Here is a 16,525-nt window from a genome sequence, read left to right on the forward strand (position 1 = left end):
CGTTCCACGTGGTCGACGGGAAAAAAGTGGGTGGTCACTTCGGCCGGATGCGCTGTCCCAGTTGCTCGAAGAGGCTGTCACAGGCGTCACAGTTCGAACACCCGATCTCCCCACAGTCGAGTGCCTCCCCACATCGCGGACACTGGAGCCCCCGCGAGGGATCGAACTCGTAGTCACAGGTCGGGCAGTTCATAGGACCACCGCCAGCAGGCCGCCGACGCCGAAGGCCGCGATCCACGACCCGAGCCACATCACCAGCGCGCTCCTGGCGTCGCGTTCCTTGAGGATCATCACCATCGAGAGAATACACGGGACGAACAGCGTGATCACGACCAACCCGACGAACACCTCGGCCGGCCCGAGTGCCAGATCCGTCATCCCCGCGGCCGCGAAGTCCCTGCGGATCAGCCCCAGCAAGAGTACGCGCCCGAACTCCTGTGGCAATCCGAGCATGCCAGTGACAGGCGAGAGTGCCCGCTGGATCGCTGCGAGGCCACCGACGTACGCCAGCGCCGAGACGACGAGTGCCGTCGCCCCGAACAACGGGACCGCCTCCCGGAGGAACAGCTTCGTCCGGGTGGCGGTCTTCCGGAGGATGTTCCGCGCTCGGGGGACGCGCATCCGTGGGAGTTCGGTCACCAACGGTGTGCTCTCACCCGGCAGCGTCCGGTCGAGGAACACGCCGGCCACGCCGAGGACGACCAGCAGCACGCCGACGTACCCGAACCACCAGACGAGCCCCAGGCCAGCGAGCAACCCCATGATCACGCCCAGCTGGGCCGAGCAGGGGACCGCCAGCCCGAGCAACCCGGTCGAGATGAGTCTCTCGCGCCGGGAGCCGACCATCCGGGTCGTGATGATCGCCATCGTCACACAGCCGACGCCGACGATCATCGGGACGATCGCCCGACCGTTCAGCCCGATCCGAGTGAGCCCGCGATCCGTGAGAACGGCAAGCCGGGGCAACACGCCCGAGTCTTCCATGACGGAGATGACGAGATAGAACGCCACGACCAGCGGCAGCAGCACGCCGACGAGATACTGGACGGTTATCGTCAGCAGGCCGAGGTTGTCGTTGAGCAGCAGGAACTCGATCGGCTCGGCCCAGCTCGCGTTCGGGAGCAGTCCGCCCACGAACGATTCTACTGTAGGGTTGTAGTATGCCCCGAAGACCGTCACTTCCATGAAGTCGACCAGCCGCTGAGCGACCAGATCGCCGATGAGGTAGTAGATCACTCCGAGCATCGCCAGCGCGATCGGCGTCCCCGTCAGCGGATTCAACATGTAGTCGCTGAGCCGTTCGGCCCACGAGGACCCACGCTCGCGCCGTGCAACAGCATCCGCGACGACGTCTTCGACCCGACGTCGCCGATGGGTATAGACGTCCTCACGCTGGCCCGCGTCCACGAAGGTCAGAGCACCGCCGTCGGCCACGATATCGCCGTCAGCCACCTGCGAAGCCGTCGGTTCGTCTTCCTCGACAAGCAGCGTCTTCTCGGCTCGTGTCGCCCCGACGTCTTCCGGAAGGTCGTCGAACCACCGCTCGATCGGCGTCGACTCGGGCGCTGTGGCCTCGGGAAGTCGCGCACGCAGCCGATCGATCCCCGTCCCATCGACCGCTACCGTGGGAACGACCGGAACGCCCAGAGACTCTTCGAGCGTCTCGGCGTCGATGTCGATTCCGTCCGCGTCAGCCTCGTCCATCATATTCAGTGCGACGACCGTCGGGATCCCCATATCCAGCAATTGTAACGTCAGAAAGAGATCACGCTCGAGGCGAGTGGCATCGACGACGTTGATCGCGACGTCAGCCTCGAGAACGATCTCACGAGTGATCCGCTCTTCCTCGTCGAAACTGGAGACGCCGTAGACGCCGGGCGTGTCCGTGAGTTTCGCGTCCTCGAAGGCCGCCTCGGTGACGTCGACGGTCGTCCCCGGGTAGTTCGAGACGTCGACGTAGCGCTCGGCCAGCGCGTTGAACACGACGCTCTTGCCGACGTTCGGACATCCAACCAGCGCGATCGTCTCCTCGGCGTCGACCTCGGTGGGGCCGTGGTCGTGACAGCTCATCGATCGTCTCCTGCGAACGTGATCTCGATCTCGCGGGCCAGATCGGCTCCGAGTGCGAGTTCGGTCCCGTTACGACGCAGCACGATCGGCCCCTTCCGGAGCCGATGGCGGCACTCGACAGCCCCGTCGAGAAACCCCAGCCTGAGCAATCGCGCTCGGACGTCGTCGTCCGGAACGCGCTCCAGCATTACTGTCTCGCCTGGAGTTGTGTCCGCAAGTATCTCGGACATTTAGGTTCACCTAAGAGTACCTACTCCGTACCCTCGATTAAGTAGCGGGCCGTGTTCCCAGCGACTGAGAAGGGTCGTCGCAGCCGTTTTCGTGCCGGCGGCCACAGTGGCGTGTATGGCGAGCGGGACCTATACCCTCTTGATCGATCTCCCGGAGGCGGCGACGATCACGTTCGGCGCGGCTGGCGAGCGCGACCTCGACGAAGGGATCTACGCCTACACCGGGAGCGCGTTCGGCCCGGGCGGTTTCTCCCGGATCGATCGCCACCGCCGGGTCGCGACCGGCGACAACGACGCCCGCCACTGGCATGTCGACTATCTGCTCGGCCACCCCGGAACCCGGGTCGCCGCCGTCGTCCGCTCGGTCGACGCCGATATCGAGTGCGCCGTCAGCCGGCGTCTCGCTGGCGAACCCATCCCCGGAATCGGAGCCTCCGACTGTGACTGCGATAGCCACCTCGTCTCCTGCGGGCAGGGGTCAGGAATCGTCGGCGACGTTCGACGTGTGCATGCGGCCGTGCGAGAGTCGTCACGCCCAAGGTGATCGACGGCTTCACGCGCGAGTCAGCGAGTACAGGATCAACCCGAGACCGACGATATCCAGTAGTTGATTCACCAGTCCGGCGAGGGCCGACCGCCCAGGCACGAGCGCGACGCCGAAGTAGATCGGGCCGAGGATCAGGAGTCCGAGCGCCAAGAATAGCATCGCGCGGCTGTCGTTGCGTCGGTACCCGCGGACGGCCTGGTAGACCACGACGCTGCCGACGAGGACTCCAAGCAGCTGTATCAGCACCTCGACCACCCCGATATCGAAGGTGAACTGCACGATCTGGCCGACGACGCCCGTCACGACCGCTCACCTCCGGCCGGGGCTGTCGCTCCCGCAGGCGGGCGTTCCTCGACGGCCGTGACGGTGTCACTCCCGAGCATAGATCGTTCCCAGAATTATCGCGAGTCCGGCCACGCGGCAGGTCGCGGTGAGCACGCCGATCGTCGGCGTCGAGACCGTCGTCGCCGTCGCCAGCCCCAGGTTCGCGAGTTTGGGGACGGCGACGATCAACAGCAGCCCGCCGCTGAGCGCGAGTAGCCGTGGACTCCGCGTCCGCCGGTAGCCACGATAGGCCCGGACCGCGAGCAACAGCGCCAGCACGATCGAGACGAACACGCCGGCGAACAGGCTCACCACGACGAGTGCGTCCCCGCCGACGGTCGTGATCGATGCCATAGCTATCTGAGTTCGTCGTAGAGTTTGGTGAACCGGTCGGCCGGATCCGTCGTGCGCGTCACCTCGACGGCGTACTCGCCGGCGTCGAGTTCGACGGTCACTTGCTCCAGATTCGCCGCGTAGACTTTGTAGTGGTGGCCGTCCGGGTCGAGCTGTTGCTCTTCGGTCAACAGGTCGTGTTCGTTCAATCGCTCGATGCGGCGGTAGATCGTCGGCGGCGAAGCCCCGCAGGCGTCGGCCAGTTCGTTGGCCGACTGGGCCTCGACGCTCGTGTGCGCGAGGATCTCTCGTGCGTAGTCGTCCTCCAGCAGGGAGGCGATCGCCACGAGGTCCTCGTCACTCATCGACCACCCCTTCGAAACGATCCGACAAAAAATCCCCACACGTCGATCGACCCACCTACCGCTGTGCGATCCGCAGTCGACGCTGTCCGCGACCGTCGTTCGGTCTGTGCCCACACCCTGTGCAACGGCACCCACATATAAAGGCAAGCGACCAGACTTTCAGGGTCTGAAAGTCGGTCCTAGTCGGCCGCGTCGTAGACTTGTATCGCGCCGGGTTCGAAGTAGATCGTGATCTCGTCGCCCTGCTGGAAGTCGCGACTGGGCTCGGTGTGAACGATCAGGTCGGTCTCGCCGAACTGGACTGTCACCTCGTAGCGCTCGCCGAGCAGTCCGTCGGCAACGACCGTCCCGGTGATCTCGAGGATGTCCGTTCCGCCGGGATCGAAGCGGCCGATCGAGATATCGGCTGGCCGGACGAAACAGCGGACTGACCCCGAGCCGACGTCGTCGGCCACATAGTCGCCACTGGACAGCGGGAACTCGATGAAACCGGCATCGACGCGTTCCTCCTCTGGCGTGGTCCTGACGGTACCCGTGAATCGGTTTCGATCGCCGACGAACCGGCGCGTGAACGACGATTTCGGTCGCTCGTACAGCTCTCGGGGGCTGCCACGTTCGACAATTTCTCCGTCGCGCATGACGAGGATCCGGTCGGCCAGGTAGAAGGCTTCCTCCTGATCGTGGGTCACGTACAGCATCGAGACGCCGATCTCGTGCTGGAGGCGCTGGAGTTCGTAGCGCATGTGCTTGCGCAATCCCTTGTCGAGGTTGCTCAGTGGTTCGTCGAGGAGGAGCAGTCCAGGATCGTGGACCAGCGATCGGGCCAGTGCCGTCCGCTGTTGTTGGCCACCGCTGAGATCCGTCGCCGGCGAGTCCTTCAGGTCGCCGATCTCGACGAGGTCGAGGATCTCCTGGACGCGTTCCTCGTAGCGATCTTTCGGCACGTCGTGGTCGGAGTGTTTCAGCGGGAAGACGACGTTCCCGTAGACGGTCTTGTGCGGCCAGATCGCGTAGTTCTGATAGACCATCCCGACGTCGCGAGCCTCGGGCGGGATCGAGACTCCGTCGCCCTCGACGAGATCGTCGCCGACATGGATCGTTCCATTGTCCGGTGATTCGACGCCGGCGATACATCGCAGTGCCGTCGTCTTCCCGCAACCGCTGGGGCCCAGTAACGCGACAATCTCGTCGGTTCCGACAGTGATATCGACTCCCGAGAGCTCGAACTCCTCGCCGAAAGACTTTGTGAGTCCTGTCACAGCCAACTGTGGATCCGCGGCCATCGTGTCGGTCCCTATACGCCTGTCCCCACAAAAGGCCTATCGACGATTCTATACACGCTACAATACAGTTCATTTGAACATCACTAAACACATTTGTTAAATTACTAAACGGGTTTTTGGTTATATGCTAGCGTTCGAACCCCATTCGCTAGAAAACGGGGGTCTGTGTTCCTATTAAGACAGAATTTCCCCAAATCCTTTTATGTTATAGAAAAAATGGCTCTGGTATGACTAATCGGCCCAACCACGATCGGCGAACGTTCCTCAAGATTGGCGGCTTGTCGGCAGCGGTCGTCACTGCAGGCTGTCTCGGTGGGGATAATGACGAGTCTGGCGCGGAGACGACTCCAGACCGTGATCAAGACCCCGAAGAGTGGCGTGCGGAAAAGAAAGAACAAGCACGCGAGGAGCTGAGCGGGGATAAGCTACAAGTCTGGATCGAAGGTGCGAGTTCTGAGGACATAGAGCGGTCCGTTTATAATGGACACCCAGTCGATTCGTTGCCGGAGTCGATGCAAGGGGAGCCACTGATCCCGGACGGGAGTCCGTGGGAACCGCTGAAGGACAACGTAGAGGTCATCCCCCTCAATTCACAGGAGCAAGCGAGCCGCTACCGACGTGAGCAACAATCCGGCAACGTGACTGCAGATATCCTGACGACGGTGTATCTCCCACGGCTGATTTCGAGAGACATCCCGCTTGCGAACCTCTCTGGCGTCCCTGGTTGGCAAGAAAACGTCCCGGAGGAACTCCAGTCGAAGACGTCCCGAATCGGCTACTATCAGCAACAAGTCTACGGCACCTTTTATAATAGTTCCACGGTCGAGAGCGCCCCAGAAACCCTCCTAGATCTTCTGGACCCTCAATTCAGTGACGATAGTATTATCCTGGACGTGACGCCCAATCCCGCGTCAGCCACGCCATTCATAGGCGAGGAGTACGTCGACAGTGTACCGCCTCGCTTGGAGGCGGTCGATTCAGACATGACCGGCGGCGAATTCATCGAAGCGCTGGCGAATCAGAACCCGAAATTCGACGAGAGTGCTTACGGGATGACACTCGATACCGCCCAAGGGGGCTCGGACATTACGTTCCTCGGGCCGCTGAGCGTGATGTACGACCAGCAGGCCGAAGGCCTACCGATCGAACCCCTGGAACATCCGAGCGGCTACGTGTTCGTTCCCTCGGGGATCGGTGTCCCCGACGACCCACCACACCCCAACGCCGCGAAACTCTTCGCCGACTACCTGCTGTCGACCAGGGGTGCCCAGGTATTCCAGAAGGGAATCGTCACGGCCGACTTCGAGATGTCGAACCCCCAGGGAGCGCTCGATTGGCTGTACGCTGACTGGCAGCAACCGTACGCGCAACTGGATATCGATCGGGACCTCTCGGAAGTCGAATCCGAGTGGAAAGACTACTTCGGCGTCCCGAACGTATAGACGAGGCCCGAATATTCACAGGTCGACTGTCTGAAGTCACTCACTTCCCCGTGGCTGATCGTCTCATCCCGGCTGCTCTAGCCACGGCACGTCGGCTGTTCCAGACCTATGGATAACGACACATTGAAACGGTTTGCGAGGGCGTTCGACAGCTTGCAGACGTATCTTCGGTCGGCGCTAACCAGCCGGGTCGGACTATTCTTGGTCCCCTTCGTCTTCCTCCTGACGCTGATCGGGATCCCCCTCGCGTTCTTCTTCTGGAGTTCGCTGTGGACGACGACTCCCGGGTTCGGCGGCGAGGTCACACTTTCGGGGTACGAGACGCTGTTGACGCACCCCGACGTTCACCAGACGTTGTGGAACACAGCGATCCTCACCATCTTCGGGACGCTCGTGGCGCTCGTCATCGGGATAAGTGCAGTGATCTTCACACTCAAGATGGATCTCCCTCGATGGGTGCAGAGTACGGTTAGCGCGCTGATGATCGTGCAATTTCTGATCCCCGATTTCATCCAGGGCTTGGCTTGGGATTTTTACCTCGATCCGTACGGTCCGATCAATCGGATACTCGTGTTGTTCCCGATGATCAACGAACCGGTCGTCAGCGCGAACAATATCTGGACGATCGCATTCATCTTCGGGACGCACTACGCCGGGCTCGTGTACCTTCTCACGAGCGGGGCTGCTCGCTCGATCCCGCCACAGCTCGAAGAGATGTCACTCATCTCCGGTGCTGGTCGTCGCACGATCTTTGCCCGGATCGATCTTCCGCTGATCGTTCCTTCACTGCTCGTCGCGACCGTAATCGTCTTCGTCCGCGGTGTTCAGTCGTTCTCGTTGCCGCTGGTACTCGGCCTCCAGAACCAGGTATATACGGTCGCGAGTCTGATGTACCTCGAACTGTCTGAGTTTCCGGTCAATTTCACCTTCGTCGGCTCGTTGGGCGTGACGATCTTGTTCGTCAGCCTCTGGCTGTTAGCGATACAGCGCCGGCTCGTCGGGAGCGACGCACGCTACGAGACGATCACCGGCCACGGAGAACACACTGATTCGTTCCGTTATTATCATAACAACTACTTCACCGTCTCCTTCGTGCTTCTGCTAGTAATTGTATATATACTACCGATCACGATGATATTTATCGGGAGTCTCCAACGTGCCTGGGTCGGATTTCGATTCGAATTCGTTCAGTGGTCGCTGGAAGGGTACCGTGGACTCCTCTTCGGGACGTGGACAGATGTCTTCCAGGAGTCGTTGCTCAACTCTGCGATAGTAGGTGTGGCTACCGGCACCCTGGCGATTATACTCGGTCTCATCATCTCGTATCTGAGTGTGAAGACTGACTGGGGTGGTGGAACGGTGTTAGGTTATCTGTCGTACGCTCCGATCGCGATTCCAGGCATCGTCCTCGCCTCGGCGCTCCAGTGGCTGATACTCGAGTACAACGATCTACTTGGCTTCCTCTATGGGTCGCTGATAATCATCGCGATAGCCTTTGCCGCAAAGTTCCTGGTCTACGGCGTTCGCGCCGCGAACTCCTCGCTTCGATCAATCGGCTCGAACCTAGACGAAATTGCGCGGGTGTCGGGGGCAAATCGATCCGTATTGCTACGGGAGATATACGCGCCACTGATTGCACCTGGATTACTCGCTGGATTCATCATTATCGTGGTAGATACAACCAAAAGTCTGTCAATTCCGATAATCCTGGGCGGAAATCAGGATATGATCGTCCAATCTGCGATCTGGTACTTTATTTCACAGGGTGAACTCAACGTCGCAGCCGCGTACTCAGTGTTGTTGATCTCTGGTGTAACACTTCTCTACATGCTCGCGTATCGACTCGGATTCGACCTGACGAGTATTTGACCGGTGCTGCGAGGCGATTCCCACATTCGTACGCTGCACACTGGTTTTTATGTAGGTTCCAGATCATCTCCGACCATGACAGTCGATCTCTCGATTGCGTGTTGGCACCGAGACCTCTCCCACGCACTACAGACTGGCGAGGTCGAATTGGAGGGGATCGACACAACCGTCCTGTCGGAATACCCTCCAAAACGCCATCGACGGTTCTTCGAACGCGGGGATTACGACGTCGCGGAAGTTTCCCTGGCTTCGTATCTCTCGGCTCGCAAAGACCGCGAGCGATATCCGTTCACGGCGATCCCGGTGTTCCCCGCAAAACGGTTTCCACACTCGTTTTTCTACAAACGGACGGATACGGATATTCAGAAGCCAGCTGATCTCGAAGGAAAAAAGGTGGGGATCCAGTCCTGGCAGACGACCAGAGACGTCTGGATGCGCGGGATCGCACGTGAATATTACGACCTTGATCTCACCAAAGTCCACTGGTATCAACGGAAGGAGAACGACGTTCCGCTCTCGATTCCGGACCGCTATGATATCCAACCACTCCCCGAGAAGCCTGAATCGGTCGATGATCCGGATACGATTACCGAGGTGTTCTTCGATGGGGAGTTAGACGCTGTCATCGAACCCGCGGGGCGGCTATTCTGGGACGTCGTCGAATCCGACGTTGCAGAACTCTTCTTTGACGATCCACTGACTGAAGAACGAGACTACTTCCGTGAAACCGGCATCCATCCCGTGTTGCACGTGATCGCATTACGCGAGGAGATCGTCGAAGAGCATCCGTGGGTTGCGGTGAATCTCTTCGACGGATTCTGTGAGGCCCGCGACGTGTGTCTGGATGGGCTCAAAAGCCCCGCCAGGAACACTGCGATCACCTGGAACCATCTCCACCTCCGGGAGCAACGTGAGGTACTCGGCCCTGACGCGTGGGAGTACGGCCTCACGGACCGAAATCGACGGGAAGTGAGCAAGTTCATCGAGTACGCCGACAATCAGGGATTGATTCCTCGTCCGTACGATGTCGACGAACTGTTCGTCGATTGTTCGGTCGCCAGGGACTGATCGTCGACAGGCACCGTCTGGGTATTTCGGACCGATGGAAGACCCTGGCTCTCCGAGACTCCTCTGTGTCGGGCTTCTGAGTTTGCTCTCCGTGACCCAACAGTCTATCCTGGACCGGACGAAGGCTCACGTCGCTCGTCTTCTAGGTTCGAATCTCCGACGATATTTACGGCTCACGAGTTTGTTCGCCGAAAAGTAGTCCTGGGAGGATTCGAACCTCCGTCGTAGCCCCCAGAAGGCTACATGATTGGCCACTACACCACAGGACTGCATTCGTGAGAAGACCGTGGGTTTACTAAATCCTGTCGCTTTCACCCGCTGCCGTCTCTGGAATTGTGAAGTGTTCTTTTCGATGGCAATTCGCACACAGGACGACACACTTCTCCATCTCCGCACGAACGTCGGTTTCAGGACAGCTGTTCGCGATCATCTCGCCGACACCCATTCGCTTCGACTCGACGTGATGGAATTGAAGACAGACGGGGTCTGTCTCCGAACAGCGCTGACATCCCCGGGTCCGTTTGTACTTGCGCGTCATCCTCCGAAGTCGCTGTTCGTTCGTCGCTGGCTCGCCTCCAGGATCCGGCGACGACACCGACGCGTGTTCTTTCCGATGGCAATTTGCACACAACAGTTGGCACTTTCCTATCTCCGCTTCGATATCGGCTTTCGAGTAACCATACGGAACCATCTTGTTCACGGCCATCTCCTTGTCCGATGGCGATTCGTGATGGAAGTCCAGACAGGCTGGGTCCGTCTCCGCACAGCGGCTGCACCCTTCGCTTTCGGCTTTCTTCCTGTGGATCCACTGCCGAAGTCGTCGTCGACGTTCGAGTGATCGTTCTGTATTCCACTCGCGATTCTTGTAGTGCCAGCGTTGGTATTGTGTGAGTTCGTCCCACTCTTTACCCTCCGGTAACTCGACATCGTCGGGCTTCGGCTGGACACGCGAGCCGGATGATGGATTCGTCTCCAGCCCCGCCGCTTCCTTCGCCTCGTTCCAGCCGCCCATCACGCGCTGGATCGTCCCTGAAGCGGGCGTCAGCCCCAGCTGCTCGTACTGGGATTTCGTCGGCGACTCGCCCAGCTGTTCGGCGGCTTCGCGCAGCGCCCCGATACACTCGGCTTCCGTGCGCACGGCCCGGAGTGTGCCGACTTCGTATATATACCTCGGGACGAGGGGGTGTGATTCCTTCACAGTACGGCTCGGGACCGATACGTCCTTGCCAGCGGGGCCAGCACAGAGAGATATGTACGTCGGACGATTCGTGGTCGTCGGCCCGGAGGTCGGCGCCTACCGCGTCTCCTCGCGCTCGTTCCCGAACCGCCAGGCCGTCGCCCGCGACGGCACCGTCACCATCGAACCCACCCCGGACGCACCGCCGTCGGACAACCCCTACATCTCCTACAACGGGCTGCGCGTCACTTCGCGGGGCGCGGTCGTCGGCAACGGCAGCCACGTCGACCCCATCGCCGAGAAACTCGAACTCGGCTATCCCGCCCGGGACGCGCTCGCCGAACCGCTGCTCGCGCTGGACTTCGAGAAAGACGACTACGACACCCCTCGTATCGCCGGCATCGTCGGCCTGGAGGACGATCCCACCGCCGACGACGCGGTGATCGGGACGGTCCGCCGGGACGCCCTGTTGGTCGAGGAAATCACCGAGCCGACGCTAGTCGCGACCTACGAGAAGAACAGTCCTGAGTCGTTCGACTTCGAAGCGGCTGACGCCGCCAGCGCGGCCCGCGAGGCCTACGACCTGGAGTTCGAACACGCCGTCTGTGCCGCGGGCGTCGCGGTCGACGACGACGGCTTCGAGACGAGTGTCGTCAATGAATCGCTCGCCGGACACCACGACTGACAGCTATCACCACGGAGAACCCGGGGGAAATACTAAACGGTTACAATACCGACTAGCCGATAGTGGTTACTGATGTCATCGGGTATTGATCGTCGCCTCTCGACAGGCGTGGCTGGTCTCGACGAGATACTGCAAGGCGGACCCCTCGCTGGCCGGAGCTATCTCGTCAGGGGGCCGCCCGGGGCCGGCAAGACAGTGCTCGGCTACGAATTCCTCACGGCCGACCCCGAGGCGGACGCGCTGTGCATCAATCTCGAAGAGAGCGAGGACGACGCCCGCGCGAACGCCGATTCGCTGGGATTCGACCTGTCGAACGTCTCGTTTCTCGATTTGAGTCCCGAGTCGGACTTCTTCGCCGACGATCAGTCCTACAGCGTCTTCGCACCCGAGGAGGTCGAACAGAACTCGCTCACCGACCAGATCGTCGACGCAGTACGGGATCGTAAGCCTGATCGGGTCTTTCTCGATCCGGTCACGCAGTTTCGCAATCTGACCAGCGACGAGTTCCAGTTCCGCAAACAGGTCGTCTCTTTCATGCGCTTTCTGACCGAGTCAGAGGCGACAGTACTCTTCACCTCCCAGCGGACGCCGAGCACGCCCGACGACGACCTGCAGTTTCTGAGCGACGGCATCGTCGAACTCGACCAGACTGACCACGGCCGGACGATCACGGTCCCGAAGTTCCGTGGGTCGGACCGCCGGGAAGGCACCCATACGTTCCGTATCACCGGCGACGGAATGGTCGTCTTCCCCAGACTCGTCCCGGACGAACACGGGGCCGCGGTCGATACAGAGGCGATCGGCTCCGGACTGGACGGGCTGGACGCGCTGCTCGGCGGCGGGATCGAGCGCGGGACGATCACGATCGTCAGCGGTCCGACGGGCGTCGGCAAGACGACGACGGCGACGCTGTTCGCCCAGGCTGCGGCCCAGCGCGGCGAGCGGGCGGCGATCTACATGTTCGAGGAGTCACCGGCGACGTTCCGCCAGCGATCGAGCGCGCTCGGGATACCCGTCGAGGACCTCGAAGCGAGCGAGGACCTGCACGTCCAGGAGGTCGAGCCGCTGACCCGCTCGGCCGAGGAGTTCGCCCAGATGGTCCGCGAGCAGGTCGAACAGCGGGACACGGAGGTGGTCGTCCTCGACGGGATCAACGGCTACAAGCTCTCGATCCAGGGCGACGAGGAACCGCTGATCCGGAAACTCCACGCGCTCGGTCGGTATCTCAAAAACATGGGCGTGACGGTCATCTTCGTCGACGAGGTCGACACCGTGACGGGGAATTTCCAGGCGACGAACGTCGGGATCAGCTACCTGGCGGACAACGTCCTGTTCCTCCGGCACGTCGAACTCGACGGCCGGCTCCGAAAGGTGATCGGCGTCCTCAAAAAGCGAGTCAGCGACTTCGAATCCACACTCCGGGAGTTCGAACTGGCCGAGGGTGAGATCAGCGTGGGCGAGCCGATGACCGACGTTCGCGGCCTGCTCCGGGGGACGCCCGAACGCATCGGCGACAGAGGTGAGTAAACACGGGATCGATGTCGACGGTCACGCTGTTCGTCGCCGAGGACCGCGACCGCCAGCTCCTCGCGGAGTGGCTCGGCGAGGAATACGAGGTCTCGACGCCCGTCGAGCCGCGCGTCGGCGTCGGCACGGATCTGGTGATCGTCGACGCCGCGTCGTTCCCGCAGCTCAAAGACGGGCTCCGCGAGTGGAAGACGGAAGCCGAACCGGTGTTCGCGCCGGTGTTGCTCGTGGCCGAACAGGCCCAGAGCGAGGCCTTCGATCCCAGCGACTGGGAGACGATCGACGGGCTGTACATCGTCGACGACATCGTCTCGATCCCCATCGAGAAGGCCGTGCTCTACCGACGGATCGAGAACCTGCTGGAGCGGCGTGACCTCTCGGGACAGCTGGCGAGTCGCTATCGGCGGAGCGAACGGCGCTTCGAGCGGCTGTTCGACGGCGTTCCCGATCCCGTGTTCGTCCTCAGCGAGGACGGCGCGCTCACCTCGGCCAACGAGGCCTTCCGGACGCTGACGGGGCTCGACGACGTGCCGGAGCGATCAGTTCGGCTCGCGGACGTCGACGTGCTCTCGGCGACGACCGCCGACCGGATCGAAGAGCAGGCTGCGGCCGCCTTCGCTGACGAGCCGTTGCCCGACCAACAGCCAACAGTGCGCCTGGAGACGCCTGACGGCGAGGTTCGCTACGCGTCAGTATCGGCGGCGACGCTGGACGTCGAGGGTCAGCGAGAGGCCGTCGTCGTCCTTCGGGACGTGACCGAGCGCCGAGAACGCGAGCGCGAACTGGAACGGATCGAGCAGCGCTTCCGCCAGATCGCAGAACACGTCTCGGAGATCATCTGGCTGACGACCATCGACGGCGACCTGCTGTACGCCAGCCCGGGCTACGAGGAACTGACGGGCCGCAGCGTCGAGGACCTGGCTAGCGATCCGGGGGAGATTGCGCTCGAACACGCCCACCCGGACGACCGGGAACGTCTCGAATCGTACATCGATCGAATTTTCTCCGATCCGGGCCAACAGGACGTCCACACGATCGAGTACCGGCTGCTGACCGCCGACGGCCAGACGCGCTGGATCGAGACGGACACCTACCCCGTCTACGGTCCCGACGGCCAGGTCACGCGACTGGTCGGCATCCTCGAAGACGTGACCGAGCGCAAGCGACGCGAGCGCCGCTTCGACGCGATCTTCAACCAGACCTTCCAGTTGACCGGCCTGCTCGATCCCGACGGACGCGTGGTCGAGCTCAACGACCAGGCCGTCGCGTATCTGGATCTCGACCGGGAGGCGGCCGTCGGGGCCCGCGTCTGGGACGCTGCGAGCGGCATCTTAGACGCTCAGCGGCGCGATCGACTCGTCGAGCACGTCGAGCGAGCCGCTGCGGGCGAGTTCGTCCGCTACGAAGAGCGCGTCGTGGCCGCCGACGGCGTCGCCACACTCGACGTCTCGATCAAACCGATCAGGGACACCTTCGGAGAGGTCGTCCTGCTCGTCGTCGAGGCGCGGGACGTCTCCGAGCGAAAAGAGCGCGAACGCGAACTCGCCCGCCAGAACGAGCGCCTCGAGGAGTTCGCCAGCATCGTCAGCCACGACCTGCGCAACCCCCTTCAGATCATCCGCGCCCGACTGGGCATCGCCCGGGACACCGGCGACCTCGATCACCTCGAACCGGCCGAGGACGCCGTCGACCGGATGGACCGACTCATCGACGACCTGCTGGATCTGGCCCGCCACGGCGACCTCAGTGTCGACGTCGAACCCGTCTCGATCGAGGAGGTCGCGACCCGGGCCTGGCTGAGCAGCGACGAGGGCGACGCGACGCTCGACGTCGCTGCGCCCGAACCCATCCGGGCCGACCCAGACCGGGTCGCACAACTGCTCGAAAATCTCTTTCGCAACAGCGTGGAACATGGTTCCACGGGCAGTCGGACGCAGTCCGACGACGCCGTCGAACACGGCGGGACGAACGTCACCGTCCGGGTCGAACAGACCGCCGACGGCGTCGCGGTCGTCGACGACGGTCCCGGGATCCCGCCCGAGGAACGCGAGTCGGTCTTCGACCTCGGGCACACGACTGCCACTGACGGAACCGGCTTCGGACTGGCGATCGTCAAAGAGATCGTCGACGCCCACGGCTGGTCGATCGCCGTCGAGAACGATCCCGAGACTGGCGGGGCTCGCTTCGAGATCACCGGCGTCGAACGCCTGGAGTAGGGGTCAGACACCCACTCAGGCGCGCGTCTCGGCCGGAATCGCCGCCAGGAAGTGCGAGAGGTGCAGGCGCTCGTTCGTCCCCTCGACCAGATCGAAATCGATCTCGCCCGCCAGCCGGTGGACTCTGGCCAGTTGCGGGCCAGTGTATCGCGAGCGCGACGCCCGGAGGATCGCTTCCATCAACTCCGCGCCGCTGTAGCCCTCGTCGACCAGGAGATCGTCGAGCGTCGAGCGCGCGTCGTTGAACCGCCCGTCCTCGGCGGCGTCGAGCATCGCCTCGACGTCGTCGTCGGCCTCGATGTCGCCCAGCACCTCGTAGGCCGTGTTCATCGTGATCTCGCCCTCGGCCTCGGCCGTGGTCTGGGCGCTCAGGATCGCCGTCCGGATGTCGCCGTCGGCGTAGCCCGCGACGTACTCCAGCCCCTCCGCGTCGTGAGCGACGCCTTCGGCCTCGACGATCCGTTCGAGGACGGAGACGAGTTCCTCGTGCGTGGGCGCACGGACTGGGACCGGGAAACACCGCGAGCGGATCGGTGCGATGATCGAGGTGGGCTGGCGCGTCGCGACGACGAACTGCGTGGCCTCGTAGTACTGTTCCATCACCCGGCGGAGGGCCTGCTGGAAGTCCTCGCGCATGGACTCGGCGTTGTCCAGCAGGATCGTCTTGTACGACCCCGACATCGGAGTGTAGCTCGCGGATTCTTTGAGGACGTAGTTGATCATCTCCCGCTTGGTGAGGTCGCTCTTGCCCTGGAGGAAGGATCGAAAGCGGGGGTCGTTTTTGATCTCGGTCTTCGAGCGGTCGAAGAAGTCCGCGACGTTGAGTTCGATGAAGTCGTTCTCGGGGTCGTCGTGGACCGATTCGGCGAGTGCGCGGACAGCGGCGGTCTTGCCGCTACCCTTTGGACCGTGGACGAAGAGGTTCATCGGCTCCTCGCGAGCGCGTTCCAGTCGCTCACGAACCGTCGACTGGGGCAGGTCCTCGATCGCCGGCGCGTGCGTCTCCGTCCACAGCGGCCCGTCCATCGATTCCTCGTAGGTGATCGGGTGTGATGAATCCTGCGAGCTAGGACTCGTAGCTACTGCCCTCGCCTACTCCTCGAAAGCGCGAGCGAGGTTCGCCCTTTCATCCGCCAAGAGGACAGCGTTGCGAGCGCGACGGAGCGCGCTCGTGATATTCCACCACTCCTCCCCGGTCGCTCGTCATCCGACGAGCGACACGCTTCCTGACCGTCCCGCCGTGGCCGAGAGCGAGTGTCACGACGACAGTCGTGACCGACGACCCGGGGAAGGGCAGGCCTGCTGTGCGGGTGCGGTGCTGTCCTGGCGGATTGAAAGGGCGAGACTCGCTTGGGCCGAACGGAGTGAGGAGCGTCGCTGTGCAGGCTT

16 protein-coding genes and 1 tRNA gene are annotated in these 16,525 nt (G+C 62.2%); 7 read left to right on the forward strand and 10 right to left on the reverse strand.

What is annotated here, in order from left to right; all coding sequences use genetic code 11:
* Positions 1–34 precede the first annotated feature (34 nt).
* Genes DV733_RS17245 through DV733_RS05085 form a run of 3 tightly spaced genes read right to left on the reverse strand, consistent with a single transcriptional unit; the run spans position 35 to position 2,300 of the window.
* Complete coding sequence (locus DV733_RS17245; RefSeq protein ID WP_170178684.1) at positions 35–193, reverse strand: hypothetical protein; 159 nt, start codon at positions 191–193, stop codon at positions 35–37.
* Positions 190–2,070: a ferrous iron transport protein B gene (gene feoB, locus DV733_RS05080; RefSeq protein ID WP_049994104.1), complete on the reverse strand. Its 1,881-nt coding sequence runs from the start codon at positions 2,068–2,070 to the stop codon at positions 190–192. The genes DV733_RS17245 and feoB overlap by 4 nt, the downstream gene beginning before the upstream one ends.
* Positions 2,067–2,300: a FeoA family protein gene (locus tag DV733_RS05085; protein ID WP_049994105.1), complete on the reverse strand. Its 234-nt coding sequence runs from the start codon at positions 2,298–2,300 to the stop codon at positions 2,067–2,069. Before DV733_RS05085 ends, feoB begins: the two co-directional genes overlap by 4 nt.
* 115 nt (positions 2,301–2,415) lie before the next feature.
* Between DV733_RS05085 and DV733_RS05090 the strand changes: the two genes are divergently transcribed.
* Positions 2,416–2,844, forward strand: a complete 429-nt coding sequence (locus tag DV733_RS05090) for a GIY-YIG nuclease family protein (RefSeq protein WP_079979432.1) — start codon at positions 2,416–2,418, stop codon at positions 2,842–2,844.
* A gap of 9 nt (positions 2,845–2,853) precedes the next feature.
* Here DV733_RS05090 and DV733_RS05095 read toward each other — a convergent pair whose 3' ends face one another.
* The 4 genes from DV733_RS05095 to DV733_RS05110 all read right to left on the reverse strand — a co-directional run bounded on the left by DV733_RS05095 (position 2,854) and on the right by DV733_RS05110 (position 5,152).
* Positions 2,854–3,150, reverse strand: a complete 297-nt coding sequence (locus DV733_RS05095) for a DUF7521 family protein (protein ID WP_049994106.1) — start codon at positions 3,148–3,150, stop codon at positions 2,854–2,856.
* 66 nt (positions 3,151–3,216) lie between these two features.
* Positions 3,217–3,525, reverse strand: coding sequence for a DUF7521 family protein (locus tag DV733_RS05100; RefSeq protein ID WP_049994107.1), 309 nt, complete (start codon positions 3,523–3,525; stop codon positions 3,217–3,219).
* Positions 3,526–3,527: 2 nt separating this feature from the next.
* Positions 3,528–3,869, reverse strand: coding sequence for an ArsR/SmtB family transcription factor (locus tag DV733_RS05105; protein WP_049994108.1), 342 nt, complete (start codon positions 3,867–3,869; stop codon positions 3,528–3,530).
* Between the two features lie 179 nt (positions 3,870–4,048).
* The gene (locus DV733_RS05110) at positions 4,049–5,152 is read right to left on the reverse strand and encodes an ABC transporter ATP-binding protein (protein WP_049994109.1); all 1,104 of its coding nucleotides are present in this window, start codon (positions 5,150–5,152) and stop codon (positions 4,049–4,051) included.
* Positions 5,153–5,379: 227 nt separating this feature from the next.
* On the opposite strand from DV733_RS05110, the gene DV733_RS05115 reads away from it, so the two are divergent.
* The 3 genes from DV733_RS05115 (at position 5,380) to DV733_RS05125 (ending at position 9,531) form a co-directional block, all read left to right on the forward strand.
* Positions 5,380–6,594, forward strand: coding sequence for an ABC transporter substrate-binding protein (locus tag DV733_RS05115; RefSeq protein WP_049994110.1), 1,215 nt, complete (start codon positions 5,380–5,382; stop codon positions 6,592–6,594).
* Between the two features lie 354 nt (positions 6,595–6,948).
* On the forward strand, positions 6,949–8,463 hold the full coding sequence (locus DV733_RS05120; protein WP_161569341.1) for an ABC transporter permease: 1,515 nt from the start codon (positions 6,949–6,951) through the stop codon (positions 8,461–8,463).
* 75 nt (positions 8,464–8,538) lie between these two features.
* Positions 8,539–9,531 carry a substrate-binding domain-containing protein gene (locus tag DV733_RS05125; protein WP_049994112.1) on the forward strand — a complete coding sequence of 331 codons (993 nt, stop codon included), beginning with the start codon at positions 8,539–8,541 and terminating at the stop codon, positions 9,529–9,531.
* 196 nt (positions 9,532–9,727) lie between these two features.
* Here the strand turns inward: DV733_RS05125 and DV733_RS05130 are convergent.
* A tRNA-Gln gene (locus DV733_RS05130) sits at positions 9,728–9,800 on the reverse strand.
* A gap of 26 nt (positions 9,801–9,826) precedes the next feature.
* Entirely contained in the window at positions 9,827–10,669 is an 843-nt protein-coding gene (locus tag DV733_RS05135) for a homing endonuclease associated repeat-containing protein (RefSeq protein WP_049994113.1), read from the reverse strand.
* Positions 10,670–10,781: 112 nt separating this feature from the next.
* On the opposite strand from DV733_RS05135, the gene DV733_RS05140 reads away from it, so the two are divergent.
* From DV733_RS05140 to DV733_RS05150, 3 genes are all read left to right on the forward strand, one after another.
* Positions 10,782–11,393, forward strand: a complete 612-nt coding sequence (locus tag DV733_RS05140) for an IMP cyclohydrolase (RefSeq protein WP_049994114.1) — start codon at positions 10,782–10,784, stop codon at positions 11,391–11,393.
* A 72-nt stretch (positions 11,394–11,465) separates the two neighbouring features.
* Complete coding sequence (locus DV733_RS05145; protein ID WP_049994115.1) at positions 11,466–12,920, forward strand: ATPase domain-containing protein; 1,455 nt, start codon at positions 11,466–11,468, stop codon at positions 12,918–12,920.
* A gap of 11 nt (positions 12,921–12,931) precedes the next feature.
* The gene (locus DV733_RS05150; RefSeq protein WP_049994116.1) at positions 12,932–15,136 is read left to right on the forward strand and encodes a PAS domain-containing protein; all 2,205 of its coding nucleotides are present in this window, start codon (positions 12,932–12,934) and stop codon (positions 15,134–15,136) included.
* A 15-nt stretch (positions 15,137–15,151) separates the two neighbouring features.
* Here DV733_RS05150 and DV733_RS05155 read toward each other — a convergent pair whose 3' ends face one another.
* A complete protein-coding gene (locus tag DV733_RS05155; RefSeq protein WP_049994117.1) occupies positions 15,152–16,162 on the reverse strand; it encodes an AAA family ATPase in 1,011 nt (336 codons plus the stop codon).
* Positions 16,163–16,525 lie beyond the last annotated feature (363 nt).

The sequence above is a fragment of the Halapricum salinum genome (assembly GCF_004799665.1).
In the GTDB taxonomy this organism is placed as follows: Archaea; Halobacteriota; Halobacteria; order Halobacteriales; family Haloarculaceae; genus Halapricum; species Halapricum salinum.